A 23,356-nucleotide genomic window follows, 5' to 3' on the forward strand; every position below is an offset into this window, starting at 1 on the left:
GAGTTTCTTAGTTTCCTATAAATTCAACATTGGTAGCACGTTCTAACTGATCCATGGTAAGGCCAGCATCCCCAAATTCTGAAGGAACGATTGCTATACGGAAGGTTTGGTCGTTGGTAAAACCATTTCCTAACGTTGTTAAATCTACATCACCTTGAAGGAATAACAAAACATCTAAAAATGTGTGGTTAAAGGTGTATTGAAATGAACCTCCTGTATCTAAATAAATGGTTTGGGGTAGTGGACTCCAGACGTCCAAGGATCCACCGTTTCCATCGGCAACAACATCTTCTAGCCAGTATACCAATACCGCGTCACTTTCGAATACCTCGATTCCTGCGGGATAGGTAATGAGTTGGCGGAAATCATTTCCAGCGGTAAAATCAATGGTGGTTTCAAAAACCTGTCCCAAGATATTGATTCCTGGATCTCCTGGAGGCCCCGGAGGCCCTGGATCGCCTTCACAGGCGGTAAAAGCGAATGTACTAACAATTGCGAGGAGGAATACTATTTTTTTCATAAGTGTGATTTTTAAGATGGCAATACATGATCAAAAGTCGTTCCATTTTACTAATTGGCCTACTATTTGCTTAGAAAAATTTAGAGACTTAAAATTAAATTATATAGCTATATTTATGGAGAAAAATCAACGTACTATGATAAATTACAAACAGATTGTGTCATTACTAGCCGTAACTGCCTTTATGATAGGCTGTAGTACCAATCCATTTACAGGTAAGAAGACATTAGCTCTTGTTCCCAATTCACAATTATTCCCGATGGCTTTTCAGCAATACGATCAGTTCTTAGCTGAAAATAATGTAGTAACAGGAACAGCCGAAGCTCAAATGATCACCAATATTGGCCAGAAAATTTCTGTAGCTTCCGAACGATGGTTAACGGCCAATGGCTATGCTGGTTATTTAAAAGATTACCAATGGGAGTATAATTTGGTAAATGACCCAACTGTGAATGCATGGTGTATGCCAGGTGGAAAGATTGTTTTTTACACAGGCATTCTTCCCATAGCGGACGGGGAAGCTGGGATTGCCGCCATTATGGGCCACGAAGTAGCACATGCCTTGGCTAATCACGGACAACAACGAATGAGTGCGGGACAATTACAAGCGTTAGGTGCGGTAGCGGGAAATGTTGCTTTGAGCAATGATCCTAAAAATCAGCAAATCTTTAATCAGGCGTATGGCATTGGATCTACCGTAGGGGTAATGCTTCCTTTTAGTAGGAATCACGAAAGCGAGGCCGATCGTATTGGATTGACTTTAATGGCTATTGCAGGATATGATCCTATTGAAGCGGCAGACTTATGGAGACGTATGAAAGCCAACGCGAATGGACAGGCGCCCCCGGAGTTTTTGAGTACGCACCCTTCGAGTGATACAAGAATTAACAATATAACAGCGTGGGCTCCTGAGGCGAAGGCCGAGGCCAGGAAATTTGGGGTGACCACCTTCAAGAAATAAGTTTAACCTTTCAATATAAAGCTGCTGTACAGCAGCTTTTTTTATTTCATTATGGCAACACAACTACCTAAGGGAAGCAAGAAACTTTTGAATGCATGGGCTTTCTACGATTGGGCCAATTCGGTATACAGTTTGGTCATCGCTTCGGCCGTTTTTCCACTTTTTTATGGAGCGTTGTTTAGGATAGCAGGAATTGAGGAAATCGAAATCCTGGGAACAATGATAGGTGGAAGCAATGTCATTTTCTTTACTACGGCAATTGCTTTCTTAATTGTGTCCATTATTTCACCTATCCTTTCAGGAATAGCAGATTATGTGGGAAACAAGAAGACGTTTCTTAAGTTTTTCTGCTATTTGGGAGCATTGAGCACCATTGCATTATATACATTCAGTGTAGAGCGCATCTATATAGGATTGTTGTTTTATTTACTTGCTTTGGTTGGTTTCTGGGCCAGTCTAGTCTTTTACAACTCTTATTTACCAGATATAGCACATAAGGAACAGCACGATAGTATAAGCGCAAAAGGTTTTTCCTTGGGGTATATTGGAAGTGTGATCCTACTGGTGGTTTGCTTGGGAATGATAATGAGTCAGGAAACCGGTGAAGGCAAAGTCGAAATGATGAGGTGGTCTTTTGTGTTAACAGGTGTATGGTGGATATTATTTAGTCAGTATACCTATAGATATCTTCCCAAAGGGAATAAGGCCGACGGACCATTAACAAAGCATGTATTGTTCAATGGTTTTCAGGAATTAAAGAAAATATGGAAAGAGTTGAGCGGGCAAGTACGCCTGAAAAAATACCTGATTGCCTTTTTTGTATATAGCATGGCCGTACAAACGGTAATGCTAGCAGCCGCATATTTTGGTGAACAGGAATTGGAATGGGGCAGTGATGATGAAAGAACCACGGGGTTGATTGTAAGCATTTTATTAATCCAGCTCATTGCAGTTGTGGGAGCTGTACTCACGTCCAGGTTGTCGGCCAAAATAGGTAATGTGAAAGCACTTATTTACATAAACATATTCTGGATTGGACTTTGTGCGTATGCGTTTTTCATTTATACGCCATTTCAATTCTATATTGCAGCAGCACTTGTAGGCTTGGTTATGGGAGGGGTACAAGCCCTTTCTCGATCTACTTACTCCAAATTTTTGCCGAAAACAGAAGACACCACTTCTTATTTCAGTTTTTATGATGTGGCCGAGAAAATTGGGATCATTATAGGAATGTTTTTGTATGGTTTGGTCGGGGAACTGACGGGCAGCATGCGCTATTCCATTCTTTTTCTCATTATTTTCTTTATAATGGGTGTAATTTTGCTATATCAGGTACCTAGAAATCCTACGGATTAAACAATTTTTCTTTATGTTTGCGTTTATTACCTAAGCAAACTTACTTACTTATGAAAAGGATACAACTACTCAACTGGATGCTTGTTGCCCTCTTAGCGTTCGGTTTCACTGCGTGTGATAATGAACCACTGGAGGGGGAATTTGTACAAGAAGAACAAGGTAATTCAGCCGAAGAAGGTGAATTTATTGCCACAGTAGGCGTTAGTAACTTCGTTGCCGAAATTGTTAATGCTACATATTTTACGGCTTCAGATGTAATAATAATTAATGGTGTAAAAGCCAATGGTGAAGTTATTACTTTAAGTATTGGAGCTCCAGATGTAGGTACGTTTAGCCTCACATCCTCAGCAGCAACAGCTAATAGCGGAACGTACTTCCCAATAGATGGTGACTTCTATTTTACAGAAGGACTTAATGGTGGTACAGGACAATTGGATATCAGTTCATTTGATCAGGAATTGCAAACAGTATCTGGAACATTTGCCTTTTTAGGCGTGCGTCAGCAATTAGACGCCAATGGAGACCCTGTACTGGATAGTTCTGGTAATCCGTTGTATGAATCCAGAACTATTTCTGATGGTGCCTTTAACAGTATTCCTTTCGATATAAATGATACCGGAGATGGAGGAGATGGTGGTGATGATGGTGGAGACGATCCTACGGATCCAGCCGACAGCTTCTTCGCTAATGTAGATGGTGTGGAGTTTGAAGATATTGAATTGGTGGTTAATGAGACCATTGTAGGAGGTATTGATATGTTGAATGTAATCGCTACTCGTGCCAATGGAGGTACTATTCGTATCGATATACCAAGAGACTTGGGAGTAGGGACGTTCGAGTTTAATACGCCAATTTCTGATGGTACCGATTTAATAGCCATTTTTGATAATGGTGGAGGTGGAGAGAGTTTAACATCCTACACCGGAACGATAAATATTACTGAGTTTAGCTCTATTACGGGTAAACTGGCGGCCACTTTTAGCTATGAGGCTTCCGATCCATTGCAAGACCCATCGCCTGTAGTTATTAATGTAACGGATGGAGAGTTCAACGTGGACTTCCTTCCAGATAGTAGTGGTGCTGAAACTGTGTTTACTGCTGAGATAGATGCTTTGGAGTACATACCTACTTCTATTGAAGTAACCGATGAACCTTTCGGTGATGACGTAAGATTGATTACCATTACCACTATTAATTCAGATGAGAACAGAAGTCTTACGATTCAGTTCCCAGATGATATTACCGTAGGTACTTACGATATGGCTCCAATTTTTGAGATAGGAGACGAGAAAGTAGGACTATTGAATCCGGATATTGGGAATTCTATCCTTTTCCGTTCCAACCCCGGTACGTTAACTATTTCGAGTATTGAGTATAGCAGTGGTATAATTGAAGGTTCCTTTAATTTTACGGCACAGGATATTGATGGAATCGATCCTACAATCTATGAAATCACCAACGGTAATTTTGTAGTGACAATGAACTAATTTAGTATAGCGTTTTATCTATAGAGAAAGCCGCGGTTCCTAAGAACCGCGGCTTTTTTATTTGATCGATGAATGTGTATTCTTAGTAGGAAGAAATATCCCCAGAGCCTGAGGTCTTTGTATCACTTTTTTCAGGATTTCCTTTGTATACAATATCTCCAGAACCATTTACACGTGCCCGTAAGCTGCTTTTTGCTACAATCTTGGCATCGCCAGATCCAGAAACAGAGGCATCGGTATTCTGAGCGTTTAAATCGAATCCTTTAAAGTCACCGCTTCCGCTCACCCGTACTTCCAGATCCTCCGTACTTCCTGTCAATTCCATATCTCCAGATCCAGTCACAGAGGCTTCCAATATCTTGCTGTTCACCTCAAGTACCACATCTCCGGAGCCAGTTACATTTACTTCAAAATTATTGGCAGAGATAGCATCTTTAGTGTCAATATCTCCAGAACCTACAAGACTTACTTCAGAAATATCCTGAAACGGAACATATACATGCACCCCTTTTTTGGTTCTGATACTTACGTTCTTTTTGGTACGGATGACCAAGGCGCCATTTTTAACCTCAACGATGATAAACTCTTGAATGTTCTCGTCGGTTTTTACTGTAATAGTTCCTTCGGAACCTTTTTCCAGATGAATGTCCATGGATCCTACGCCCTTTACGCCATCGTAATCACCAGTTGTTACGGTTCGAGTGGTCACGTTTCCGTTTCCTACAACCTTTTTGCCCCATTGAGCTTGCATTTCTTGTGCTCCGGCTATGAGAAGTCCGGCAACCAAGCTAAGTCTAATTAATTTTTTCATTTTTCTTTCGTGTTAGTTTTTGGTGAGTGATACTCCGCCATAATCGGAGTTAATGGTAATAGTATTTCCAGAATTCTTGCTTCCGTGATAGCCGCTGTACGACTTGCTGCTGTAATCTTTAGCGGATTTCATTACTTCAAGATCCTCTTTTCCTGAAAGCCCCGCATATGATAAATCTATAAAGAAATCGAAGTGATATCCACTATCGAAGCCTAATTTAATCCCTGCGTAGTCAGATTGAATGGTAATGTCGCCCGCAGAGGCGGCAATGTTCTTCACGGTAACAGATCCGTAATCCGAATTCACATTAAGATCTCCGCGAAGCTCTTCAATCTTTAATGGGATATAATCCCCGCGACCTGTAATATTATCTACGCCGCCCACGCTAATTCTTCCATAGTCATTGGTGTAGTCTATACTTTTGGCGTTCAGGATTTCAGATTTAGTGTAATCGGCATTTATTTCTAGATCTTCGACCCGTTCCAATGTAAATCCGGAATAGTCTGCATTAATTTTTCCGCCTTTCATATATTCTATGGTGGAGTTATTGGTATAGTCGAAGCTTAGGTAATTATCATTTGCCATGAGCGACCCAATGTTCACTTGTCCATAATCGCAACTCAATTTGCAACTTCCTTCCAGTTTGTTGATGTTAATGGCACCATAATCATTGTCCAGGTCTACCGAATTGGTTGCAGGAAGCTTAATGGTGTAGTTTATTTCCATGCGAACGTTGTTGTTCTTTTTCCAGAAGCTCCAGGAGCTATTCTTACGCCCTTTAAATATGGTCTTTGCAGTAACCAGTGAAGCACTTCCACTAAAATCTACATCTATGTTGTCGAGCTTGTCCTGAACACGTTCTTCATTGTTTCCGTTGGTGGTAATAACTACTTCAATAACGGTTCTATTCTCTCCCCAAGTCACAATGTCAATGTTTCCATAGCTATTGTCGACACGTAGGTCTGCATTTGCGTTAACAGTATATTCTTTATTAAGTGTTTTGGTTTTGGTATACTTCCCTTTAAATTTCGAGTCATTATTTGCCATTACTACCATGGGCAGTAACAAGGCAAGGAATACTAGTTTAAATAGTGGTTTCATTTCGATTTGCTTTAAGTGTTTTAATTTCCTCTATGGTCTCTATAACCTGTTGTAATAGTTCGATTCGATTTTGAAAATTGGCAATCATAGCGGAGATCACTCGCTTGTCCTGGCCGCTTTCCACCAAATCGATTTTAAGAGAATCGTATTCTACCTCAAGTGTTTGCAAACGGGCTAATGTGTCATCGATTAGTGTTTTGGTGTCCTCGTTCTCAAAACTTTTTAGGGTTTCCAATTCTTCGTTAATAACAGTAACAAAGAACGATTGTGTTTCTTCCATTTCTGGGGAAATACTTGCCAAACCATCTACTGGGGTTTCTTCCCTTTGGAAAAAGATTCCCGCAGTGACCAGTAAAAGAATGGAAGCGGCTATGGAAAGTGGTTTCCATAATGACCTTACTTTTCTTTCTGAGGTCTTGGCAGTGGTGCGATCGTTATTCTCAAGTCTTTCTAAGAAGCGCTTCTGGTGCCCACTTGGGGTATCCTGAAGATCGAAGCTTCCTTCCAATCTTTCGAATAATAAATCTATATCGTCTTTTTGTTTCATGCTACTATTAATTTGTTTCGTAAACTTTCTTTGGCCCGGGAAATAAGGGTCCTGCAATTGGCGTAACTAATTTGTAAAATATCACAGATCTCCTCGTAATCATAGCCTTCTATAAAATGAAGGGAGAGGATCTTTTTGTAATTTTCGTGTAAACCATCCATACATTTTAATACTTCCTGTGAACGCAAGGCATTGTAATCCTCTTGTTCGCTGTCGAAATGCATTTCCGAATCCTCGGCTATGGTTTCTTCAGAAACCGTTACAAATCGTTGTGATTTTCGGTATTGCGCGATACTGTTGTTAATAACGATTCGCTTTAACCAGGATCCGAAAGTTGCAGTTCCCTTAAACGTATCCAGTTTACTGAATGCCGTTATAAAGGATTCCTGCATAATGTCTTCAGCTTCGGCCGTATCCTTTACAATACGGAGTGCCGCATTAAACATGGCTTTCTGGTAACGGTTGTACACTTCCAATTGTGCCATCCTATTTCCATCTTGACAAAGAACGAGTAACGATTCAATATTTTGTTTGGTTAGCGTCAAAAAATTGTATGGTTTATTGGATAGATATGCCTTTTTCCGATTTGTTACACTTCAGGTTCATTTTTTTGACTAAAATTGGGAATCCTTTGTATTGCCGTTACTAATGGATGGCACAACAATTGCCCATATAGTAAAGAAATCCTTCGAAATCACATGGTATTTAAGGGTTTGTTTTAAAAATAGTAAGATAAGTTAAGAAACATAGCATTCTGGTATAGAAAATATATGACAGAATGTCCTAAGATATAGTATGGCAAAATCAAAATTAACAACCCTAGACAGTTTGTCATTTCAGGAGTTGAACGAAGATGCAGAATTAATCCCATTAATGACCCCCGAAGATGAGGACGCAATGGCGAGGGAAGAGCTCCCGGAGACCTTACCCATTCTTCCGTTGAAAAATACGGTATTGTTTCCAGGAGTAGTAATTCCCATTACAGCCGGAAGGGATAAATCCATTAAACTCATTAACGACACCAATAAGAACGGTAAGGTTATAGGTGTCGTATCCCAAAAAGAGGAAGGGCAGGAGAATCCGGGCATAGATGATATAAATCGAATTGGAACGGTGGCCCGTATCTTAAGGGTATTGAAAATGCCCGACGGTAATACGACGGTAATTATTCAAGGAAAAAAACGGTTTGCCGTTTCAGAAATGGTGACCAGCGATCCTTTTTTAACGGCTACCATTAATGAGGTGTCCGAGGCAAGACCTGCTCCCGATAATAAAGAATTCGGTGTTATTATCGATTCTATTAAGGAATTGGCTCTTCAAATAATTAATGAGAGCCCTAACATTCCTTCGGATGCCGCCTTTGCAATTAAGAATATAGAAAGTAATTCATTCCTTATAAATTTTGTGTCTTCCAATCTTAATATTTCAGTAGGAGAGAAGCAGAAACTGTTGGAGATCAATGACCTGAAAGATAGGGCATTAGAGACTCTGCGATACATGAATATTGAGCTTCAGAAGCTTTCATTGAAGATGGACATACAGTCTAAGGTGGAGACCGATATCAACAAGCAGCAACGTGAATATTTCCTTCAACAGCAAATGAAAACGATTCAGGAAGAGTTGGGTGGGACTTCTCATGAAGCTGAGATCGAAGAAATGCGCAGTAAGGCAAAGACAAAGAAATGGAGTAAGGAAATCGCGGAGCACTTCAATAAGGAAATTGCCAAGATTCAGCGGATGAACCCTCAAGTGGCAGAATTCAGCATTCAGCGCAATTATTTGGAATTATTGCTGGAGTTACCTTGGAATGAGTACAGTGAGGATAAATTCGATTTGAAACGAGCACGTAAAATCCTTGACAGGGATCATTATGGGTTGGAAGATGTTAAAAAGCGAATCATAGAATACCTAGCGGTCTTAAAACTGCGCAATGACATGAAATCACCCATTTTATGTCTTTACGGACCTCCGGGAGTGGGAAAGACCTCCTTGGGTAAATCTGTAGCCGAAGCATTAGGAAGAAAGTATGTGCGTATGTCCTTGGGTGGTTTAAGGGATGAGGCGGAAATAAGAGGGCATCGAAAAACATATATAGGTGCCATGCCTGGTCGAATCGTACAGAGTATTAAGAAAGCGGGAACCAGTAACCCTGTATTTGTTTTAGATGAGATCGATAAGCTTTCTGTAGGGCATCAAGGAGATCCATCATCGGCTATGTTAGAGGTATTGGATCCCGAACAGAACAATGAGTTTTATGATAATTTCCTAGAGCTGGGTTATGACTTGTCTAAAGTCATGTTTATTGCTACTTCCAACAGTTTGGGGACCATTCAGCCAGCATTGCGGGATCGTATGGAGATTATTAATGTATCTGGTTATACAATCGAAGAAAAAGTTGAAATCGCAAAGCAACACTTACTTCCAAAGCAGCTTACGGGGCATGGGCTTACACCAAAAGACCTAAAAATTGGTAAGAAGCAATTAGAGAAAATTGTTGAAGGATACACTAGGGAAAGTGGGGTGCGTACTTTAGAAAAGCAGATTGCCAAAATGGTACGCTATGCGGCGATGAACATTGCGATGGAAGAGGAATATGAAAAAACGGTAAGCAATGAGATCATCGAAAAAGTACTTGGCGCACCTAAACTTGAACGCGACAAATACGAAAATAATGATGTGGCAGGAGTAGTTACGGGATTGGCTTGGACAAGGGTAGGAGGAGACATCTTGTTCATTGAGTCGGCTTTGTCTAAAGGAAAAGGCCAACTTACCATGACAGGAAACCTTGGAAAGGTAATGAAAGAGAGTGCTACTATAGCCCTCGAGTATATAAAGTCGAATGCCAATATATTAGGTATAGACCCTGAGGTATTCGAAAAGTACAATATACATATCCACGTACCGGAAGGAGCCACACCTAAAGATGGCCCTAGCGCAGGTATAACAATGCTTACCTCCCTTGTTTCGCTATTCACGCAGAGGAAGGTGAAAAAGAGCTTGGCGATGACAGGAGAGATCACCCTAAGGGGGAAAGTATTACCTGTTGGCGGTATAAAGGAAAAGATTTTGGCTGCCAAACGCGCTAGAATCAAGGAGATATTGCTTTGTGAAGATAACAGGAAGGATATAGCCGAAATTAAACCAGAGTACCTTAAGGGGCTCACCTTTCACTATGTGAAGGAAATGAGTGATGTGCTGGATTTGGCCATTACCAAGCAAAAAGTGAAAAATCCCAAGAAATTATAAGTAACGGGTAACGACAGAACTAAGGCCTGATGTTAGGAATAGATACCAAAACATTAGGCCTTAATCATTTTATAGGTTATAAAAATAAATTATCATTGTACTCGTTTTAGAAGTCAAGGAAGCGCTTTCAGATTAATGAAGAAAAACCTGATTCTCTTATTTGCCCTATGTCTTGCCCCTACTGTAATTGCCCAGGTAGGAGGTCGCGCTACCTATCAATTCCTGAACCTTCTTAATTCCCCCAGACAAGCAGCACTAGGTGGTAAAACAGTTACCAATTACGATTATGACCCTACCCAGGGACTTTTTAATCCAGCGAGCATAAACCCAGAAATGGACAATCAATTGTCCTTAAATTATAATAATTATCTCGGAGACGTTAATTATGGATCTGCAGCCTATGCCTATCTGTGGGATCGACGTACGCAGGTATTGCATGGCGGGGTGACCTATGTCAATTATGGTAAATTCGATGGGTACGATGAACAGGGAAATGCGACGAGTAGCTTTAGTGGAGGGGAAGTAGCACTTTCATTTGGTCATGCGCGGAATGTCGCTTTCACGAACTTTCATGTAGGTGGAAATGTGAAATTAATTTCATCTAAACTAGAACAGTATACCTCCTTTGGTGTGGCCCTGGATGTTGCCCTGATGTACGTATACGAAGATTGGGATTTGCATTTTGCCTTGGTTGCACGGAATGTGGGTACCCAAATTACTCCGTATGATATAACAAGGGAGAAGTTACCATTTGAATTGATTTTTGGGGCTTCCCAAACATTAGAGAACATTCCCATTCGCTGGCACTTTACATTAGAAAATATGCAACGCTGGAATGTGGCTTTTTCCAATCCCAATCGTGAACAAAGTGATTTAGAAGGAAACACCACCGAGGAAAAGATCAATTTCATTGACAATGCGTTCCGACATATGATTTTTGGGATCGAATTGTTCCCCGAGAGCGGGTTCAACATTCGATTGGGGTACAATGTTCGAAGAAGTGAAGAACTTCGTATCTTGGAACAGCGAACGTTTGCGGGATTAAGTGCTGGTTTTGGAATTAAGCTTAATAAAATGCGACTTAGTTATGCCTATTCCAAATACAGTAGTGCAGCTGCTTCCAGTTTCTTTGGACTCAATATCGACCTTCAATAATGCGAAACATTACCATTGCCATCGATGGACATTCTTCTACCGGTAAAAGCACTGTTGCCAAACAACTTGCCGACTACATTGGTTACTTGTATGTAGACACTGGCGCTATGTATAGAGCAGTTACCCTATTTGCTTTGCAGAATAATTGCATATCTGGTGAAAGTGTAGATGAGGAAAGGTTGATTTCCCTTTTGCCGCAGATCACTTTGCATTTTGAAAAGAACACTGAAGGAAAAGCCGAAATGTTTTTAAACGGGGAAAATGTGGAAAGACAGATCCGCACCTTAGAAGTATCTGAATTTGTAAGCCCCGTCGCCACGATATCCGAAGTGCGTAAAAAACTAGTGGAGCAGCAGCGAGCCATGCGAAAGGACAATGGCATTGTAATGGATGGCCGGGACATAGGTACGGTGGTATTCCCAAATGCCGAATTTAAGGTATTCATGACGGCCACTCCCAAAGTAAGGGCACAGCGGCGGTATGAAGAGCTTTTGGGTAGGGGACACGATATTTCGTTCGAAGAAGTACTGGAAAACGTAACCGAAAGGGACTACATAGATTCTACGCGGGAGGACTCACCCCTTAAACAAGCAGCAGATGCCATTGTAATTGATAACAGCGAAACGAATTTGGAGGATCAATTTCATATTCTGTTACAATTGGCCAAGGATCGGATAGCTGGTAGGGTATAGGCCAATAAAAAAAGCCGCCCATGGGACGGCTCTTCGGCTAACTCTAAATAAACACTGCGAAAACTATATGATATAAGGATTGTTTATTTCGTGCCACTCTTCAGTTCGGTAACCACAGTCATTCGTCTTGAATAAGAAGAGATCCCTGCGCTGTGATTGCCGTTTCATTACTCTGTGAATGCGCTGTGTAAGGTTCATGTTGTTCGTTTTTTGATTAATTAAGTTCTTTAGATAACTATTATCTGTAACGTCTTTTGCTGTTCCAATTAAATCCTAAGGACTCTTTTGGTTTCTCTGTTAAGTAATTGCTGTTTAATGTTCTCATGATAGTTCGTTTTTTTGATGGATGATGAGCTTGGTTACCTAAAACGTCTTTTGCTGTTCCAGGTAAAGCCCAATGATTCTTTTGGTTTTTCTGTTAAGGTATTACTGTTTAAAGTTCTCATTTTAGTTCGTTTTATTGATTGATGAATGATTTTGTTTTTTGATTGATTTACTAGATAGACGACAGGAAAAATAAAATGTTACAGTACTATGCATTGCAAAGTACCTTTTTAACAAAGTTTAACAAATTTTGACGTATTTAAAAAAGTAGAGTAGGGAATAAGGTTCCTTTTTCATAGAGGGATGCCTTTACTTTCTGTATTAGTTTAATAGAAATTGATCATTGAAAGAAGGAGAATGCTTTAGTATTGATAAGATGGATAAATAACTTGAGTCTATTCATAATTAGTATTATCCCTTTGAAAATCAAAAAAGAAACACTAATTTTGCAGCCCTTTTAGCGGCATTATCTATTGAGTAAAAGGAAAAAGACACAAACAAGAAAAACCCTTCTGTGGGAACGCCGCATAAACTTGAAGAGAGATCACAGAATACAAAAACCGTTTTTGGTTGAGTCTTAATAACTAATTATCAACCAAATAACATTCAGAAGCACTATGGCTGAAGAAACTAAAAACGCAGAAGCTGCTGTAGAAGAGAAAGCAGTGGTGGAGCAACCTACCAAGGAAGTATCCCTTAAGGAAAGCAATCCTGAAAAATTTCTAGAAGATTTTAATTGGCACAACTACGAAGAAGGAATCGATCCTGTAGCTGGTGAGCAATTGGAAGAATTCGAAAAATTGGTTGCTGAAAATTTCGTAGATACTTTAGATGACGAAGTAGTAGATGGAGAAGTAATTCACATTACCGATCGCGACGCTATCATCGACATCAACGCTAAAAGTGAAGGGGTAATCTCCTTAAACGAATTCCGTTACAATCCAGACCTTAAGGTTGGTGATAAAGTAGAGGTATTGATCGACGTTCGTGAGGACGCTACAGGTCAATTGATCCTTTCCCACCGTAAGGCCCGTACCATTAAAGCTTGGGACCGCGTTAATGCTGCCCATGACGAAGGTACTGTGGTGAACGGATTTATAAAATGTCGTACCAAAGGAGGTATGATTGTAGATGTATTCGGAATCGAGGCATTCTTGCCAGGATCACAGATAGATGTGAAGCCTATTCGCGATTACGATATGTACGTTGGTAAGACAATGGAATTCAAAGTAGTGAAGATAAACCACGAATTCAAAAACGTAGTTGTATCCCACAAAGCGCTTATCGAAGCAGATATCGAAGAGCAGAAGAAAGAGATCATCGGACAATTGGAAAAAGGTCAGGTACTAGAAGGAGTTGTGAAGAACATTACTTCTTACGGTGTATTCGTAGACCTTGGAGGTGTAGACGGATTGGTACATATTACAGATCTTTCTTGGTCTCGAATTAACCACCCGAATGAAATTGTTGAGTTGGATCAGAAATTGAATGTGGTAATCCTTGATTTCGATGAGGACAAAACAAGAATTCAATTAGGTCTTAAGCAATTGAACGCACACCCATGGGAAGCACTAGGAGACGGGCTTAAAGTTGGTGATCAGGTTAAAGGTAAAGTAGTTGTAATCGCAGATTACGGTGCGTTTATCGAAGTTGCTGAAGGTGTAGAAGGATTAATCCACGTAAGTGAAATGTCATGGTCTACGCACTTGCGTAGCGCTCAGGACTTTGTTAATGTAGGAGACGAGATAGAAGCTCAGATCTTGACATTGGATAGGGAAGAGCGTAAAATGAGCCTTGGTATCAAGCAATTGACTCCAGACCCATGGACCGACATTACAAAGAAATATCCTGTAGGATCTAAGCACGAAGGTATCGTTCGTAACTTCACTAACTTTGGTGTATTCGTAGAGTTGGAAGAAGGAATTGACGGTCTTATTTACATTAGCGACCTTTCCTGGACTAAGAAGGTGAAGCACCCAAGTGAATTCACTAATATTGGAGATACGCTAGAAGTAATCGTATTGGAGTTGGATGTTGAAGGGCGTAAGCTAAGCCTAGGTCACAAACAAACTACTGAAAACCCTTGGGATAAATACTCTAATGAGTTCGCTGTTGGATCTAAGCACACTGCTGCCATCGACGAGATGGTTGATAAAGGAGCTGTGATCAACTTCAACGATGACATTAGTGCATTCGTGCCTAAGCGTCACTTAGAGAAAGAAGACGGAAGTGACCTTAAGAAAGGTGAAGAAGCAGAATTCCAAATCATTGAGTTCAATAAAGAATTCAAGAAAGTGGTTGCGTCTCACATGGCCATTCATAAGGAAGAAGAAGCGAAGATTGTTAAGCAAGCCGCTAAGCGTGCGAAGCAGCAAGCTGACGAAGCAAAACCAACTTTGGGTGATGCAAACTCCAAGCTTCAAGAATTGAAAGATAAAATGGACGGGAAAGCATAATTCCAACCATTTTTTAGATACCGAAGCCCTTCCAACATATGGAAGGGCTTTTTCTTTTTCTCATTATTTACTAATAGTGGGCATGCTGTTATAAGGAATGTTACTACTTTCATCTATGGTATGAGAAAAGAAACCCTAGTAAAATGGACCGCATTGCTGCTTGTTGTCCTGATCACTTCATGTAAAAGTCACGACTCGACCCAGGATGGTGAGGAAAATACGGTCATTGTTCAGTTGCATGACAATAATGCCATAGCCGAATTGGAAAATGACTTTAGTGAATATAACCTGAAGAATAAAAAAGTGCTAAGTAGACCCATGCAAATATTTCTTTTCACATTCAATTCCAAGAAAATAGAAAGTGCGGACTTAGTTGAATTATTGAAAGAATCCAACTTTGTAAAAGACGCACAGTTAAATAGAAATGTAACCCAAAGAAACTAATGCTATGAAAAAGTTAGTCCTCCTTTCCCTGTTCTGCTCTACATTGTATGTGCAGGCACAAGAACCCAATTACGTTCGCCATGAAGTTTTGGTGAAATTGAATAAAGAAGTAACCGGGGATATACTCTCCCAAAAAATATCTACCATTCAAATTACAGGAGCCGAACTCATTTCGGCCCCCATGAACATTTGGCGCTTGCAACTAAGCCCTTCGTCTATGAGTGAGAGTGAGTCTGTCGCCACCTTGTATTCTGACCCTGATGTACTCATTGCCCAAAAGAACCATATTGTTAAGAGCCGTGCCACTGTGCCCGACGACGCCCTTTTTGGGAATCAATGGCAATATTTCCAGGATAACGATAAAGACATAGATGCAGATGAAGCTTGGGATATCACCACTGGAGGAGTCACTATGAACGGAGATGTTATTGTCGCAGCTGTATTGGATGATGGTATTGATTTGAACCACGAAGACTTTGAAGACAACCTATGGATCAATGAAGCAGAAATCCCAGATAACGATGTGGACGATGACAATAATAATTATGTAGATGATTATCTTGGATGGAGCATTGTAACAGATGATGATAATATAGCGGGTGGTGGTCACGGAACACCAGTTGCCGGTATTATTGGGGCCAAAGGTAATAATGCAATTGGGGTTACAGGCGTGAACTGGGATACGAAGGTCATGGTAATTAAAAATGATTTTAACACCAATGAAGCAGCAGTTATCGAAGCCTATAGCTATGTATTGGAAGCAAGAATGCTGTATAATGCTACGGCTGGGGCAGAAGGGTCTTTTGTAGTGTCCACCAATGCCTCTTGGGGGGTAGACTTCGGTAATCCAGATGATGCCCCATTGTGGTGTGCCTTATACGACACCCTTGGGGAGAATGGAATTTTAAGTTGTGGGGCCACTATAAATGATAATCAAAATGTAGATATTATTGGTGACCTTCCAACAGCATGCCCTAGCGAATACCTCATTACGGTTACAAATACCGATATAACGGATAATAAAGTTCTTTTTGCGGGTTACGGAGCAGAAACCATAGATCTCGGAGCACCTGGTGCAGGAGCTTACAATACAGCTCTTGGTAACACCTATGGCGGTTTTGGTGGAACTTCAGGCGCCACCCCGCATGTAACCGGAACCATTGCATTGGTGTACTCTGCCCCATGTCAAAACTTTGCCGATTTGGTGGTAAGTGACCCTGCCGGGGCTGCAAGGGCAGTTCGTGATTTTATTCTGCAGGGAGTGGATCCAAATGAGTCATTAAAGGGAATTACCACAACCGGCGGAAGGTTAAATGTGAATAATGCCGTTCAGGGGTTAATGGATAATTGTGATGTGCTTGCTGCAAACGATTTTGAAGGCGAATTGAATGGTATACAGGTGTATCCAAATCCAGCCCAAAGTACGATCTCCATTTCGAATACAAAGAATGCACCCATTTCGAAGCTGCACATTTATGGAATGGATGGTAAGTTGATGAATGGACACCAAGAATATGTCCAGGAAACCATCAATGTAGACTTCCTTGCTGCTGGTATGTATATACTACATGTCGTTTTTGAAGGGGATGCAACGGTTTATAATAAGGTGATAGTTAAAGAATAATAATAAAACACAATTTGTGTATGCGCCAAGGAGGTTGTTTAGATAATGGGCAGCCTCTTTTTCTTGAATTCTATTGTTTCTTGGGATGGTTAAAAAACACGATCCTGATAAGAACATCGCATAATCTAAAATAAAACGCTTAAATTTGCATCCTGAATCATTATTCAGACCTTTTCTATGAGCCAAAAAGTGTTACTAAACGCAACCGAAGTGAACATCGCGCTTCATCGCTTGGCTTGTCAATTAATCGAGAATCATAATACGTTCGATAATACTGTCTTTGTAGGTATACAACCACGAGGGGTGTTTTTGGCAGAACGCCTTAAACAACTTTTGGAAACTGAGTATAAAATCAAAAGTATTCAGTTGGGTTATCTCGACATCACTTTTTACAGGGACGATTTTAGGAGAGGGGAAAAGACCTTAGAGGCAAACACAACCAATATAGATTTCATTGTAGAAGGCAAGAAAGTCGTATTTATCGATGATGTTCTTTACACTGGGCGAAGTATACGCTCTGCCCTTACAGCCATACAATCTTTCGGGAGACCTTTAGAAATAGAGCTTCTAACCCTGATCGATAGACGGTTCAGTAGGCATTTGCCCATTCAACCCGATTATCGTGGAAGACAGGTGGACGCAATTAATGAAGAAAAAGTAAAAGTATGCTGGGTAGAAAACGAAGGAGAGGATGCGGTATACCTTATAAACAAATAATTATTGAATGAAGGAACTAAGTGTAAACCACTTACTGGGTATTAAATACATCACCGAAGGTGACATTCAACTCATTTTCGAAACGGCAGACCATTTTAAAGAAGTGATCAATCGTCCCATAAAGAAAGTCCCTTCCCTTCGAGACATTACCATTGCCAACCTATTTTTTGAAAACAGTACAAGAACCCGTCTTTCCTTTGAATTGGCGGAAAAACGACTTTCGGCAGATGTTGTTAATTTCTCAGCGGCTTCTTCATCGGTAAAAAAAGGGGAAACATTAATTGATACTGTAAATAATATCCTTTCCATGAAGGTGGATATGGTGGTCATGAGACACCCAAATCCAGGTGCTGGAGTATTCCTTTCTAATCATATAGACGCCAGCATAGTAAATGCGGGCGATGGAGCTCATGAGCATCCCACACAAGCTTTATTGGATTGTTTCTCTATACGCGAGCGATTGGGTGATGTGGCCGGAAAGAAAGTGGTAATTGTAGGCGATATTCTACATTCTAGGGTAGCCCTTAGTAATATTTTTGCATTGCAAAAACTTGGAGCAGAAGTAAAGGTATGTGGGCCTAAGACCTTAATTCCTAAATATATAGACAAGTTGGGTGTAGAAGTCGAAACCAATTTGCGAAATGCCTTGAACTGGTGCGATGTGGCCAATATGCTTCGCGTGCAGAATGAGCGTATGGAGATAAGCTATTTCCCTAGCACCCGGGAATATACACAGCAATTTGGGCTTCATATGGATTTGTTACAATCCTTGGATAAAGAAATCGTTGTGATGCATCCAGGACCAATTAATAGGGGGGTAGAAATAACCACCGAGGTTGCGGATAGTGGCCAAGCTATTATATTGGATCAGGTACAGAACGGAGTGGCGGTTCGAATGGCAGTGTTGTACCTTTTGGCATCAAAAATTAAGCACAATGAAGATTAGTGTAAATGATAAGTTTACGGTCTTGGCAGATGATCGAGGCGACATTGCTGGCTTTGCAAGTTATCTGGAGCACATTATTCCCAAGAAATTCGAAAACGATCATTTGGTGATCGATTTATTGGGTTTCGACACCCTTGAGCTTTCCAGTTTGTTGACTTTCATTAAGATATCGACCTATCATAGATCCAGTAAGCATTCTTTTGTCCTTGTAAATAATGGGGTAGATATAGACGAAATCCCGGATGAACTGGTTGTGGTCCCTACTTTACAGGAAGCTGCCGATATCATTGAAATGGAAGAAATTGAACGCGATTTGGGCTTTTAAGGTGAAAGTATTCCACTCTAATAGAAGACCTGTATCTGCAACGAACTGCTCACAACTCAATTAATGAAACTCACCATTCTAGGCTGTCATTCTGCAACTCCCCGCTGGGATGCGAATCCAACATCACAGGTGTTGGAAATGAAAGGGCATCTTTTTTTAATTGACTGTGCCGAAGGAACACAGGTGCAGTTAAGGAGGTTTAAAGTGAAGTTTTCAAGGATAAAGCATGTCTTTATATCGCATTTGCATGGCGATCATTTTTTTGGCTTGGTCGGGCTTATTTCTACCTTCCGATTGTTGGGGAGGGAAGCCGAACTCCATGTATATGGGCCAAAAGGCATAAAAGAGGCCATTACACTTCAGTTAAAACTGGGAAAGAGCTGGACCAATTATCCCTTATATTTTCATGAGTTGGACAGTAAGGAGCCAGAACTCATTTTTGAAGATTCCAAGGTATCAGTAACCACGATACCCTTAAAGCATAGAGTGTATACCAATGGTTTCCTATTTCAGGAGAAACCTTCGGAAAGGGGATTAGATGTAGACAAGGCTAGGGAGTTAAATGTCGAGATGAGCTACTATCGCAGGATCAAACAAGGAGCCGATGCGGTGACTACAGAGGGTGAAATCATTCCAAATGCTGAAATCACTTTCGATCCACCTCCGCCTAAATCCTATGCCTATTGTAGCGACACCTCTTATTTCCCACAGATTGTCCCGCAAATTGAAGGTGCGACACTTTTATATCATGAAGCTACTTTTTTGGACAAGGAGCATCATTTGGCCGAGAAAACAGAACACAGCACTGCCAAGGAAGCCGCAGTCATTGCCAAGAAAGCAGAGGTGGGAACACTTGTGTTAGGTCATTATAGCGGCCGATATGGCGATCTGGAAGCATTTAGGGCCGAGGCACAGGAAATCTTCGAAGCCGTAGAATTGGCAGAGGATGGGAAGGTTTTTGAGTTTTAAGGTGGTTACTTTCATGAATACCAAATTGCTTTGGCAAAGAGTTCCTTCCAAAAATTGTATTTTGTATCGTAAATACTGAGAAAATCAATGAAAAAGGCGCTCTTTTGTATTATGATCATTGGCACCCTATCTAATGTCTATGCTCAATTTGGATCATCTCTATATGTTACTACGGACCTAGATTACCCTGTTGATGTGCTGGTTGCCGATTTGGATAATGATGGGGATTTAGATGTTGTGGCGGCTGATTTAGGAACTCCTGATAGAATAGTCTGGTTTGAAAATTTAGATGGATTGGGAAATTTTGGACCCGAAAACCTTGTTACGCTCGAAGCAATCATTCCGAGAGAGATTCATGCTAACGATATAGATGGGGATGGAGATATAGATTTAATTTCCTGTTCGCATGACCATGATATAGCATGGTATGAAAATTTGGATGGGCAAGGAAACTTCGGACCACAGATTCTTATCGATTTCCTGGATAGTAGTGGAAGTACCGTTTTTTCATCAGATATCAACGGTGACGGTCATATTGATGTTATTACGGGAACTGCGCCCAACTATTTGGCTTGGTATGAGAACACAGGAGCAGATGGTGCTTTTGGCCCTCCTCAGATTATTAACACAAATATTCATGGTCCCTCAGATATATATACCGAAGATTTAGATGGCGATGGCGATATGGACTTATTGGTATCATCAAGTTTAGATGATAAGATTACATGGTATGAGAACCTCGATGGTCTGGCTACATTTTCTGGACCTAATTTAATCACGTCGATTGCAGATACAGTACAAGCTGTACATGCCGTGGATGTTGATGGAGATGGCGATATGGATGTATTGTCTGCATCTAAAAGTGATGGTAAAATTGCTTGGTACGAAAACTTAGACGGACTGGGAAATTTTGGCGTACAAATAATTATTACAAGTAGTGCAATTTTAGCAACCGATGTTCTAGGAGTTGATCTCAATGGAGATGGAAATGTTGACGTTCTTTCGTCCTCTGCCGGAGAAGATATGATAGCATGGTATGATAATTTTGATGGAGCAGGAACCTATTCTAGTCGAATTACTATTTGGGATGATGTGGAGATGGCAGAGGCTGTCGCTGCGGGTGATCTTACAGGTGATGGGGCAATTGATGTTTTGGTGGCTTCCCCAATAGACGGAGATATAGTATGGTTTGAATATGGAGGGACATTTGGCATAGAGGATAAAACTCAAACGATAGCTAGTCTGTACCCAAATCCTACCGCAGGGGAGCTTCATTTCGATACTACCCTAACAATTGTCGAAGTTTCCGTAATTAATAAAATAGGGCAAGAAATACTTGTTACAGATAATTCGGAATCTGTCAATCTTGCACAATTACAGTCGGGATTGTATTTTGTCTCGTTGGAATTTTCAAACGGGATCAGGGAGATTCATAAAGTTCTTAAAAAATAAGAATTTCAAAACCCATGAGATACCACTGGAATTTCGGCTGGGGAATCTTGTAGTTCGCAAAAAACAACATCCTCTATTATTTGTATACCAAAATCCTGAGCAGACCCATTAGCAAACGATTATTTTAACTGCTTCCCATGGGATTCCTCAAGTTTCCTACTTATGTTCCCGACCTAAAACGAAAAGGATTAGATGAAACAACCGTATTTTATCCCGAAGCAACCTTATGGAAAGATTTAACCAATTATTTATGAACTTTTCTTTAATACAGTAATTACAGCATCTTTATAGCTAGCCCCAATAGGAATTTCGGTTTCGCCAATTTCGACATCTACCTTAGTAAATGCAGTTACTTTGGATACATTTACGACAAACGAACGGTGTATACGGAGAAATCCGTGCGGTAATTTTCCTTCAAACTGCGATAACGTTTCTTTGGTCATGATTCGTTGGTCCTGGGTGTGAACCCTAACATAATCCTTAACACTCTCTACATATAAGATCTCTTCAAACCTTATTTTTACAAACTTTTTGTTCGCATTCACATATATATGATCATTGACAAGGGTTGATTCAATCGGATTTTGCACGATCTCGGTTCCTTGTTTTTTACATTTAGATATTGCCTTGAAGAACCGTGGGAAGGAAATGGGTTTCAGTAAATAATCTATCACGTCCAATTCATAGCTTTCAATGGCGTAGTTGCGATAGGCGGTAGTGAAAATCACCATAGGTGGATTTTGCAACGATTTCAGGAAATCGATTCCTGACATTAGAGGCATCTCTATATCCAGAAAAATTAAATCAACAGCGGCCGACCTTAATCTCCCAGAAGCTTCAATTGGATTGGGGAAAGTAGCGACTAGTTCCAGATTTGGGATTTGTGCCACATGCGATTCAATAATTTGAAGCGCCAAAGGCTCATCGTCTATCGCTATGCATTTCAATGTATTCATGTTAATGTAAATCTATAGATAATTTTACCCAATAACTATCCTTTGCGTCCTTTGCTTCCAACTGGTGACGTTTGGGATAGTTTAACTCCAATTGCCTTTTTAGGTTGGCAGTACCAATTCTCAGTTTATCCCGGTCATAGTCGGCCTCTTTATGATCTGGTTTGCTGTTGAACACAGAAAAGGACAATGTGCGATCCTGTGTCAATAAATGAATGTGGATTTTTGCATTTCCAGAACTTCCGCTGGAACCATGCTTAAAGGCATTCTCTACCAAGGGTAACAATAGGAGAGGGGCAATCTGCGTGTTGGACTCGTCTACCGAATGTTCAAAAACCAAATCCAATCCATCACCATATCGGAGGCTTTCCAGATCTAAAAAACCCTGAATAAGCTCTATTTCCTTTTCTATGGCAATGGTAGGCTGATCGCTTTGGTACAGTATAAAGTCTAATAATTCGGATAGTTTGAGTACCACCTCTGGGGCTAGATCAGATTTTGCCAGTGTCAATGCATATAGGTTGTTGAGGGTGTTGAATAAAAAATGGGGCTGAATCTGAGCCTTCAAAAACTTCAACTCACTTTTGGCTTTCTCTTTTTGTAACACCTCCATTTCGTGCCGCACCTCGAAACGCTTTTTTATGGTCTTTATAATCAGCATAATAAATGCGTAGATATAAATGGCGGGGAAATAGACCGCAAATAGGTAGGGTACATCCCAAAGGATTTCCCAAATGGATTCTTGAGTAAAATCATCCCTAAAAAATGGTTCAGCTACATAGACAATTCCACAACGGGCAATCACGGAAAGCACATAAATACTTGCAATAAGGGATAGGGCAAAACTGATATATTTTTTCTTGAAGAGAAGTTTGGGTACTTGATAGTAATTGAGGAAATAGGCAGCGGCTATTTGTGCTGGTAACATACCGGCGTAATTATAAAAGTGATCTAGGGTGCCAGAACTTAACGTAGCCGAAAGAGAAAATGCCCCAATAAGGAACACCCAAAACAGTAGGTGGGAGGCAATGCGATACTGTAGAATACGATCCATAAACCTGGGCTGCTTTTTCATGGAGGCTAAAGTAAACAATACAAGGCTTAGTTGCCTCCAAAGTCTTTACAAGAAGGATTCCTACCCATGGAAAATGGTTTTCGGATGATGAATGGGGATTTTTACCTAAATCGGGTTTCTGTGGGTAGGAAAAGGCTGTTGGTCTTTTTTTCCAAAAGTATTTGTGCCGACCCCTTACTTTTGACCTGCATTCGA

At 40.6% G+C, this 23,356-nt stretch carries 22 protein-coding genes; 14 read left to right on the top strand and 8 right to left on the bottom strand.

From position 1 onward, the window contains the following. Positions 1 to 7: 7 nt before the first annotated feature. Complete coding sequence (locus AC6JAD_RS14380; protein ID WP_461303047.1) at positions 8 to 520, bottom strand: hypothetical protein; 513 nt, start codon at positions 518 to 520, stop codon at positions 8 to 10. A 136-nt stretch (positions 521 to 656) separates the two neighbouring features. On the opposite strand from AC6JAD_RS14380, the gene AC6JAD_RS14385 reads away from it, so the two are divergent. The 3 genes from AC6JAD_RS14385 to AC6JAD_RS14395 are packed head-to-tail and all read left to right on the top strand — an operon-like array spanning position 657 to position 4,324. Then, complete coding sequence (locus AC6JAD_RS14385) at positions 657 to 1,481, top strand: M48 family metallopeptidase (protein ID WP_461303048.1); 825 nt, start codon at positions 657 to 659, stop codon at positions 1,479 to 1,481. A gap of 51 nt (positions 1,482 to 1,532) precedes the next feature. Continuing rightward, positions 1,533 to 2,837 carry an MFS transporter gene (locus AC6JAD_RS14390; RefSeq protein ID WP_461303049.1) on the top strand — a complete coding sequence of 435 codons (1,305 nt, stop codon included), beginning with the start codon at positions 1,533 to 1,535 and terminating at the stop codon, positions 2,835 to 2,837. 50 nt (positions 2,838 to 2,887) lie between these two features. Beyond that, positions 2,888 to 4,324 carry a hypothetical protein gene (locus tag AC6JAD_RS14395; RefSeq protein ID WP_461303050.1) on the top strand — a complete coding sequence of 479 codons (1,437 nt, stop codon included), beginning with the start codon at positions 2,888 to 2,890 and terminating at the stop codon, positions 4,322 to 4,324. Positions 4,325 to 4,406: 82 nt separating this feature from the next. On the opposite strand, the gene AC6JAD_RS14400 is transcribed toward AC6JAD_RS14395, so the two are convergent. The 4 genes from AC6JAD_RS14400 to AC6JAD_RS14415 are packed head-to-tail and all read right to left on the bottom strand — an operon-like array spanning position 4,407 to position 7,328. Further along, positions 4,407 to 5,135, bottom strand: a complete 729-nt coding sequence (locus AC6JAD_RS14400; protein WP_461303051.1) for a head GIN domain-containing protein — start codon at positions 5,133 to 5,135, stop codon at positions 4,407 to 4,409. Between the two features lie 12 nt (positions 5,136 to 5,147). Continuing rightward, positions 5,148 to 6,236: a hypothetical protein gene (locus AC6JAD_RS14405; RefSeq protein WP_461303052.1), complete on the bottom strand. Its 1,089-nt coding sequence runs from the start codon at positions 6,234 to 6,236 to the stop codon at positions 5,148 to 5,150. After that, positions 6,220 to 6,783 (bottom strand): hypothetical protein, encoded by a 564-nt coding sequence (locus tag AC6JAD_RS14410; protein ID WP_461303053.1) that lies wholly within the window; start codon positions 6,781 to 6,783, stop codon positions 6,220 to 6,222. Before AC6JAD_RS14410 ends, AC6JAD_RS14405 begins: the two co-directional genes overlap by 17 nt. Further along, complete coding sequence (locus AC6JAD_RS14415; RefSeq protein ID WP_461303054.1) at positions 6,780 to 7,328, bottom strand: RNA polymerase sigma factor; 549 nt, start codon at positions 7,326 to 7,328, stop codon at positions 6,780 to 6,782. Before AC6JAD_RS14415 ends, AC6JAD_RS14410 begins: the two co-directional genes overlap by 4 nt. 250 nt (positions 7,329 to 7,578) lie before the next feature. Between AC6JAD_RS14415 and lon the strand changes: the two genes are divergently transcribed. The 3 genes from lon to cmk all read left to right on the top strand — a co-directional run bounded on the left by lon (position 7,579) and on the right by cmk (position 11,876). Beyond that, on the top strand, positions 7,579 to 10,029 hold the full coding sequence (gene lon, locus AC6JAD_RS14420) for an endopeptidase La (RefSeq protein WP_461303055.1): 2,451 nt from the start codon (positions 7,579 to 7,581) through the stop codon (positions 10,027 to 10,029). Positions 10,030 to 10,164: 135 nt separating this feature from the next. Beyond that, positions 10,165 to 11,184, top strand: a complete 1,020-nt coding sequence (gene porQ, locus AC6JAD_RS14425; RefSeq protein WP_461303056.1) for a type IX secretion system protein PorQ — start codon at positions 10,165 to 10,167, stop codon at positions 11,182 to 11,184. Further along, positions 11,184 to 11,876, top strand: coding sequence for a (d)CMP kinase (gene cmk / locus AC6JAD_RS14430; protein WP_461303057.1), 693 nt, complete (start codon positions 11,184 to 11,186; stop codon positions 11,874 to 11,876). Before porQ ends, cmk begins: the two co-directional genes overlap by 1 nt. Positions 11,877 to 11,939: 63 nt before the next feature. Here the strand turns inward: cmk and AC6JAD_RS14435 are convergent, their stop codons facing one another. After that, a complete protein-coding gene (locus AC6JAD_RS14435) occupies positions 11,940 to 12,074 on the bottom strand; it encodes a hypothetical protein (RefSeq protein WP_461303058.1) in 135 nt (44 codons plus the stop codon). Between the two features lie 743 nt (positions 12,075 to 12,817). Between AC6JAD_RS14435 and rpsA the strand changes: the two genes are divergently transcribed. The 8 genes from rpsA to AC6JAD_RS14475 all read left to right on the top strand — a co-directional run bounded on the left by rpsA (position 12,818) and on the right by AC6JAD_RS14475 (position 21,133). Further along, positions 12,818 to 14,656, top strand: coding sequence for a 30S ribosomal protein S1 (gene rpsA / locus AC6JAD_RS14440; protein WP_461303059.1), 1,839 nt, complete (start codon positions 12,818 to 12,820; stop codon positions 14,654 to 14,656). Positions 14,657 to 14,776: 120 nt separating this feature from the next. Beyond that, complete coding sequence (locus AC6JAD_RS14445) at positions 14,777 to 15,100, top strand: hypothetical protein (protein WP_461303060.1); 324 nt, start codon at positions 14,777 to 14,779, stop codon at positions 15,098 to 15,100. Positions 15,101 to 15,104: 4 nt separating this feature from the next. Beyond that, the gene (locus AC6JAD_RS14450) at positions 15,105 to 16,724 is read left to right on the top strand and encodes a S8 family peptidase (RefSeq protein WP_461303061.1); all 1,620 of its coding nucleotides are present in this window, start codon (positions 15,105 to 15,107) and stop codon (positions 16,722 to 16,724) included. A 177-nt stretch (positions 16,725 to 16,901) separates the two neighbouring features. Continuing rightward, complete coding sequence (pyrR, locus tag AC6JAD_RS14455; protein WP_461303062.1) at positions 16,902 to 17,441, top strand: bifunctional pyr operon transcriptional regulator/uracil phosphoribosyltransferase PyrR; 540 nt, start codon at positions 16,902 to 16,904, stop codon at positions 17,439 to 17,441. A gap of 7 nt (positions 17,442 to 17,448) precedes the next feature. Continuing rightward, complete coding sequence (locus AC6JAD_RS14460) at positions 17,449 to 18,387, top strand: aspartate carbamoyltransferase catalytic subunit (RefSeq protein WP_461303063.1); 939 nt, start codon at positions 17,449 to 17,451, stop codon at positions 18,385 to 18,387. Beyond that, the gene (locus tag AC6JAD_RS14465; RefSeq protein WP_461303064.1) at positions 18,377 to 18,712 is read left to right on the top strand and encodes a ribonuclease Z; all 336 of its coding nucleotides are present in this window, start codon (positions 18,377 to 18,379) and stop codon (positions 18,710 to 18,712) included. The genes AC6JAD_RS14460 and AC6JAD_RS14465 overlap by 11 nt, the downstream gene beginning before the upstream one ends. 63 nt (positions 18,713 to 18,775) lie before the next feature. Beyond that, a complete protein-coding gene (locus tag AC6JAD_RS14470) occupies positions 18,776 to 19,681 on the top strand; it encodes a ribonuclease Z (RefSeq protein ID WP_461303065.1) in 906 nt (301 codons plus the stop codon). Between the two features lie 87 nt (positions 19,682 to 19,768). Beyond that, positions 19,769 to 21,133, top strand: a complete 1,365-nt coding sequence (locus AC6JAD_RS14475; RefSeq protein ID WP_461303066.1) for a T9SS type A sorting domain-containing protein — start codon at positions 19,769 to 19,771, stop codon at positions 21,131 to 21,133. A 248-nt stretch (positions 21,134 to 21,381) separates the two neighbouring features. Here the strand turns inward: AC6JAD_RS14475 and AC6JAD_RS14480 are convergent, their stop codons facing one another. Together AC6JAD_RS14480 and AC6JAD_RS14485 are read right to left on the bottom strand one after the other, a co-directional pair. Continuing rightward, positions 21,382 to 22,089 carry a LytR/AlgR family response regulator transcription factor gene (locus AC6JAD_RS14480; RefSeq protein WP_461303067.1) on the bottom strand — a complete coding sequence of 236 codons (708 nt, stop codon included), beginning with the start codon at positions 22,087 to 22,089 and terminating at the stop codon, positions 21,382 to 21,384. A gap of 1 nt (position 22,090) precedes the next feature. Next, positions 22,091 to 23,140, bottom strand: coding sequence for a sensor histidine kinase (locus tag AC6JAD_RS14485; RefSeq protein WP_461303068.1), 1,050 nt, complete (start codon positions 23,138 to 23,140; stop codon positions 22,091 to 22,093). Positions 23,141 to 23,356: the final 216 nt, after the last annotated feature.

This window comes from Aureisphaera sp. (assembly GCF_059726885.1).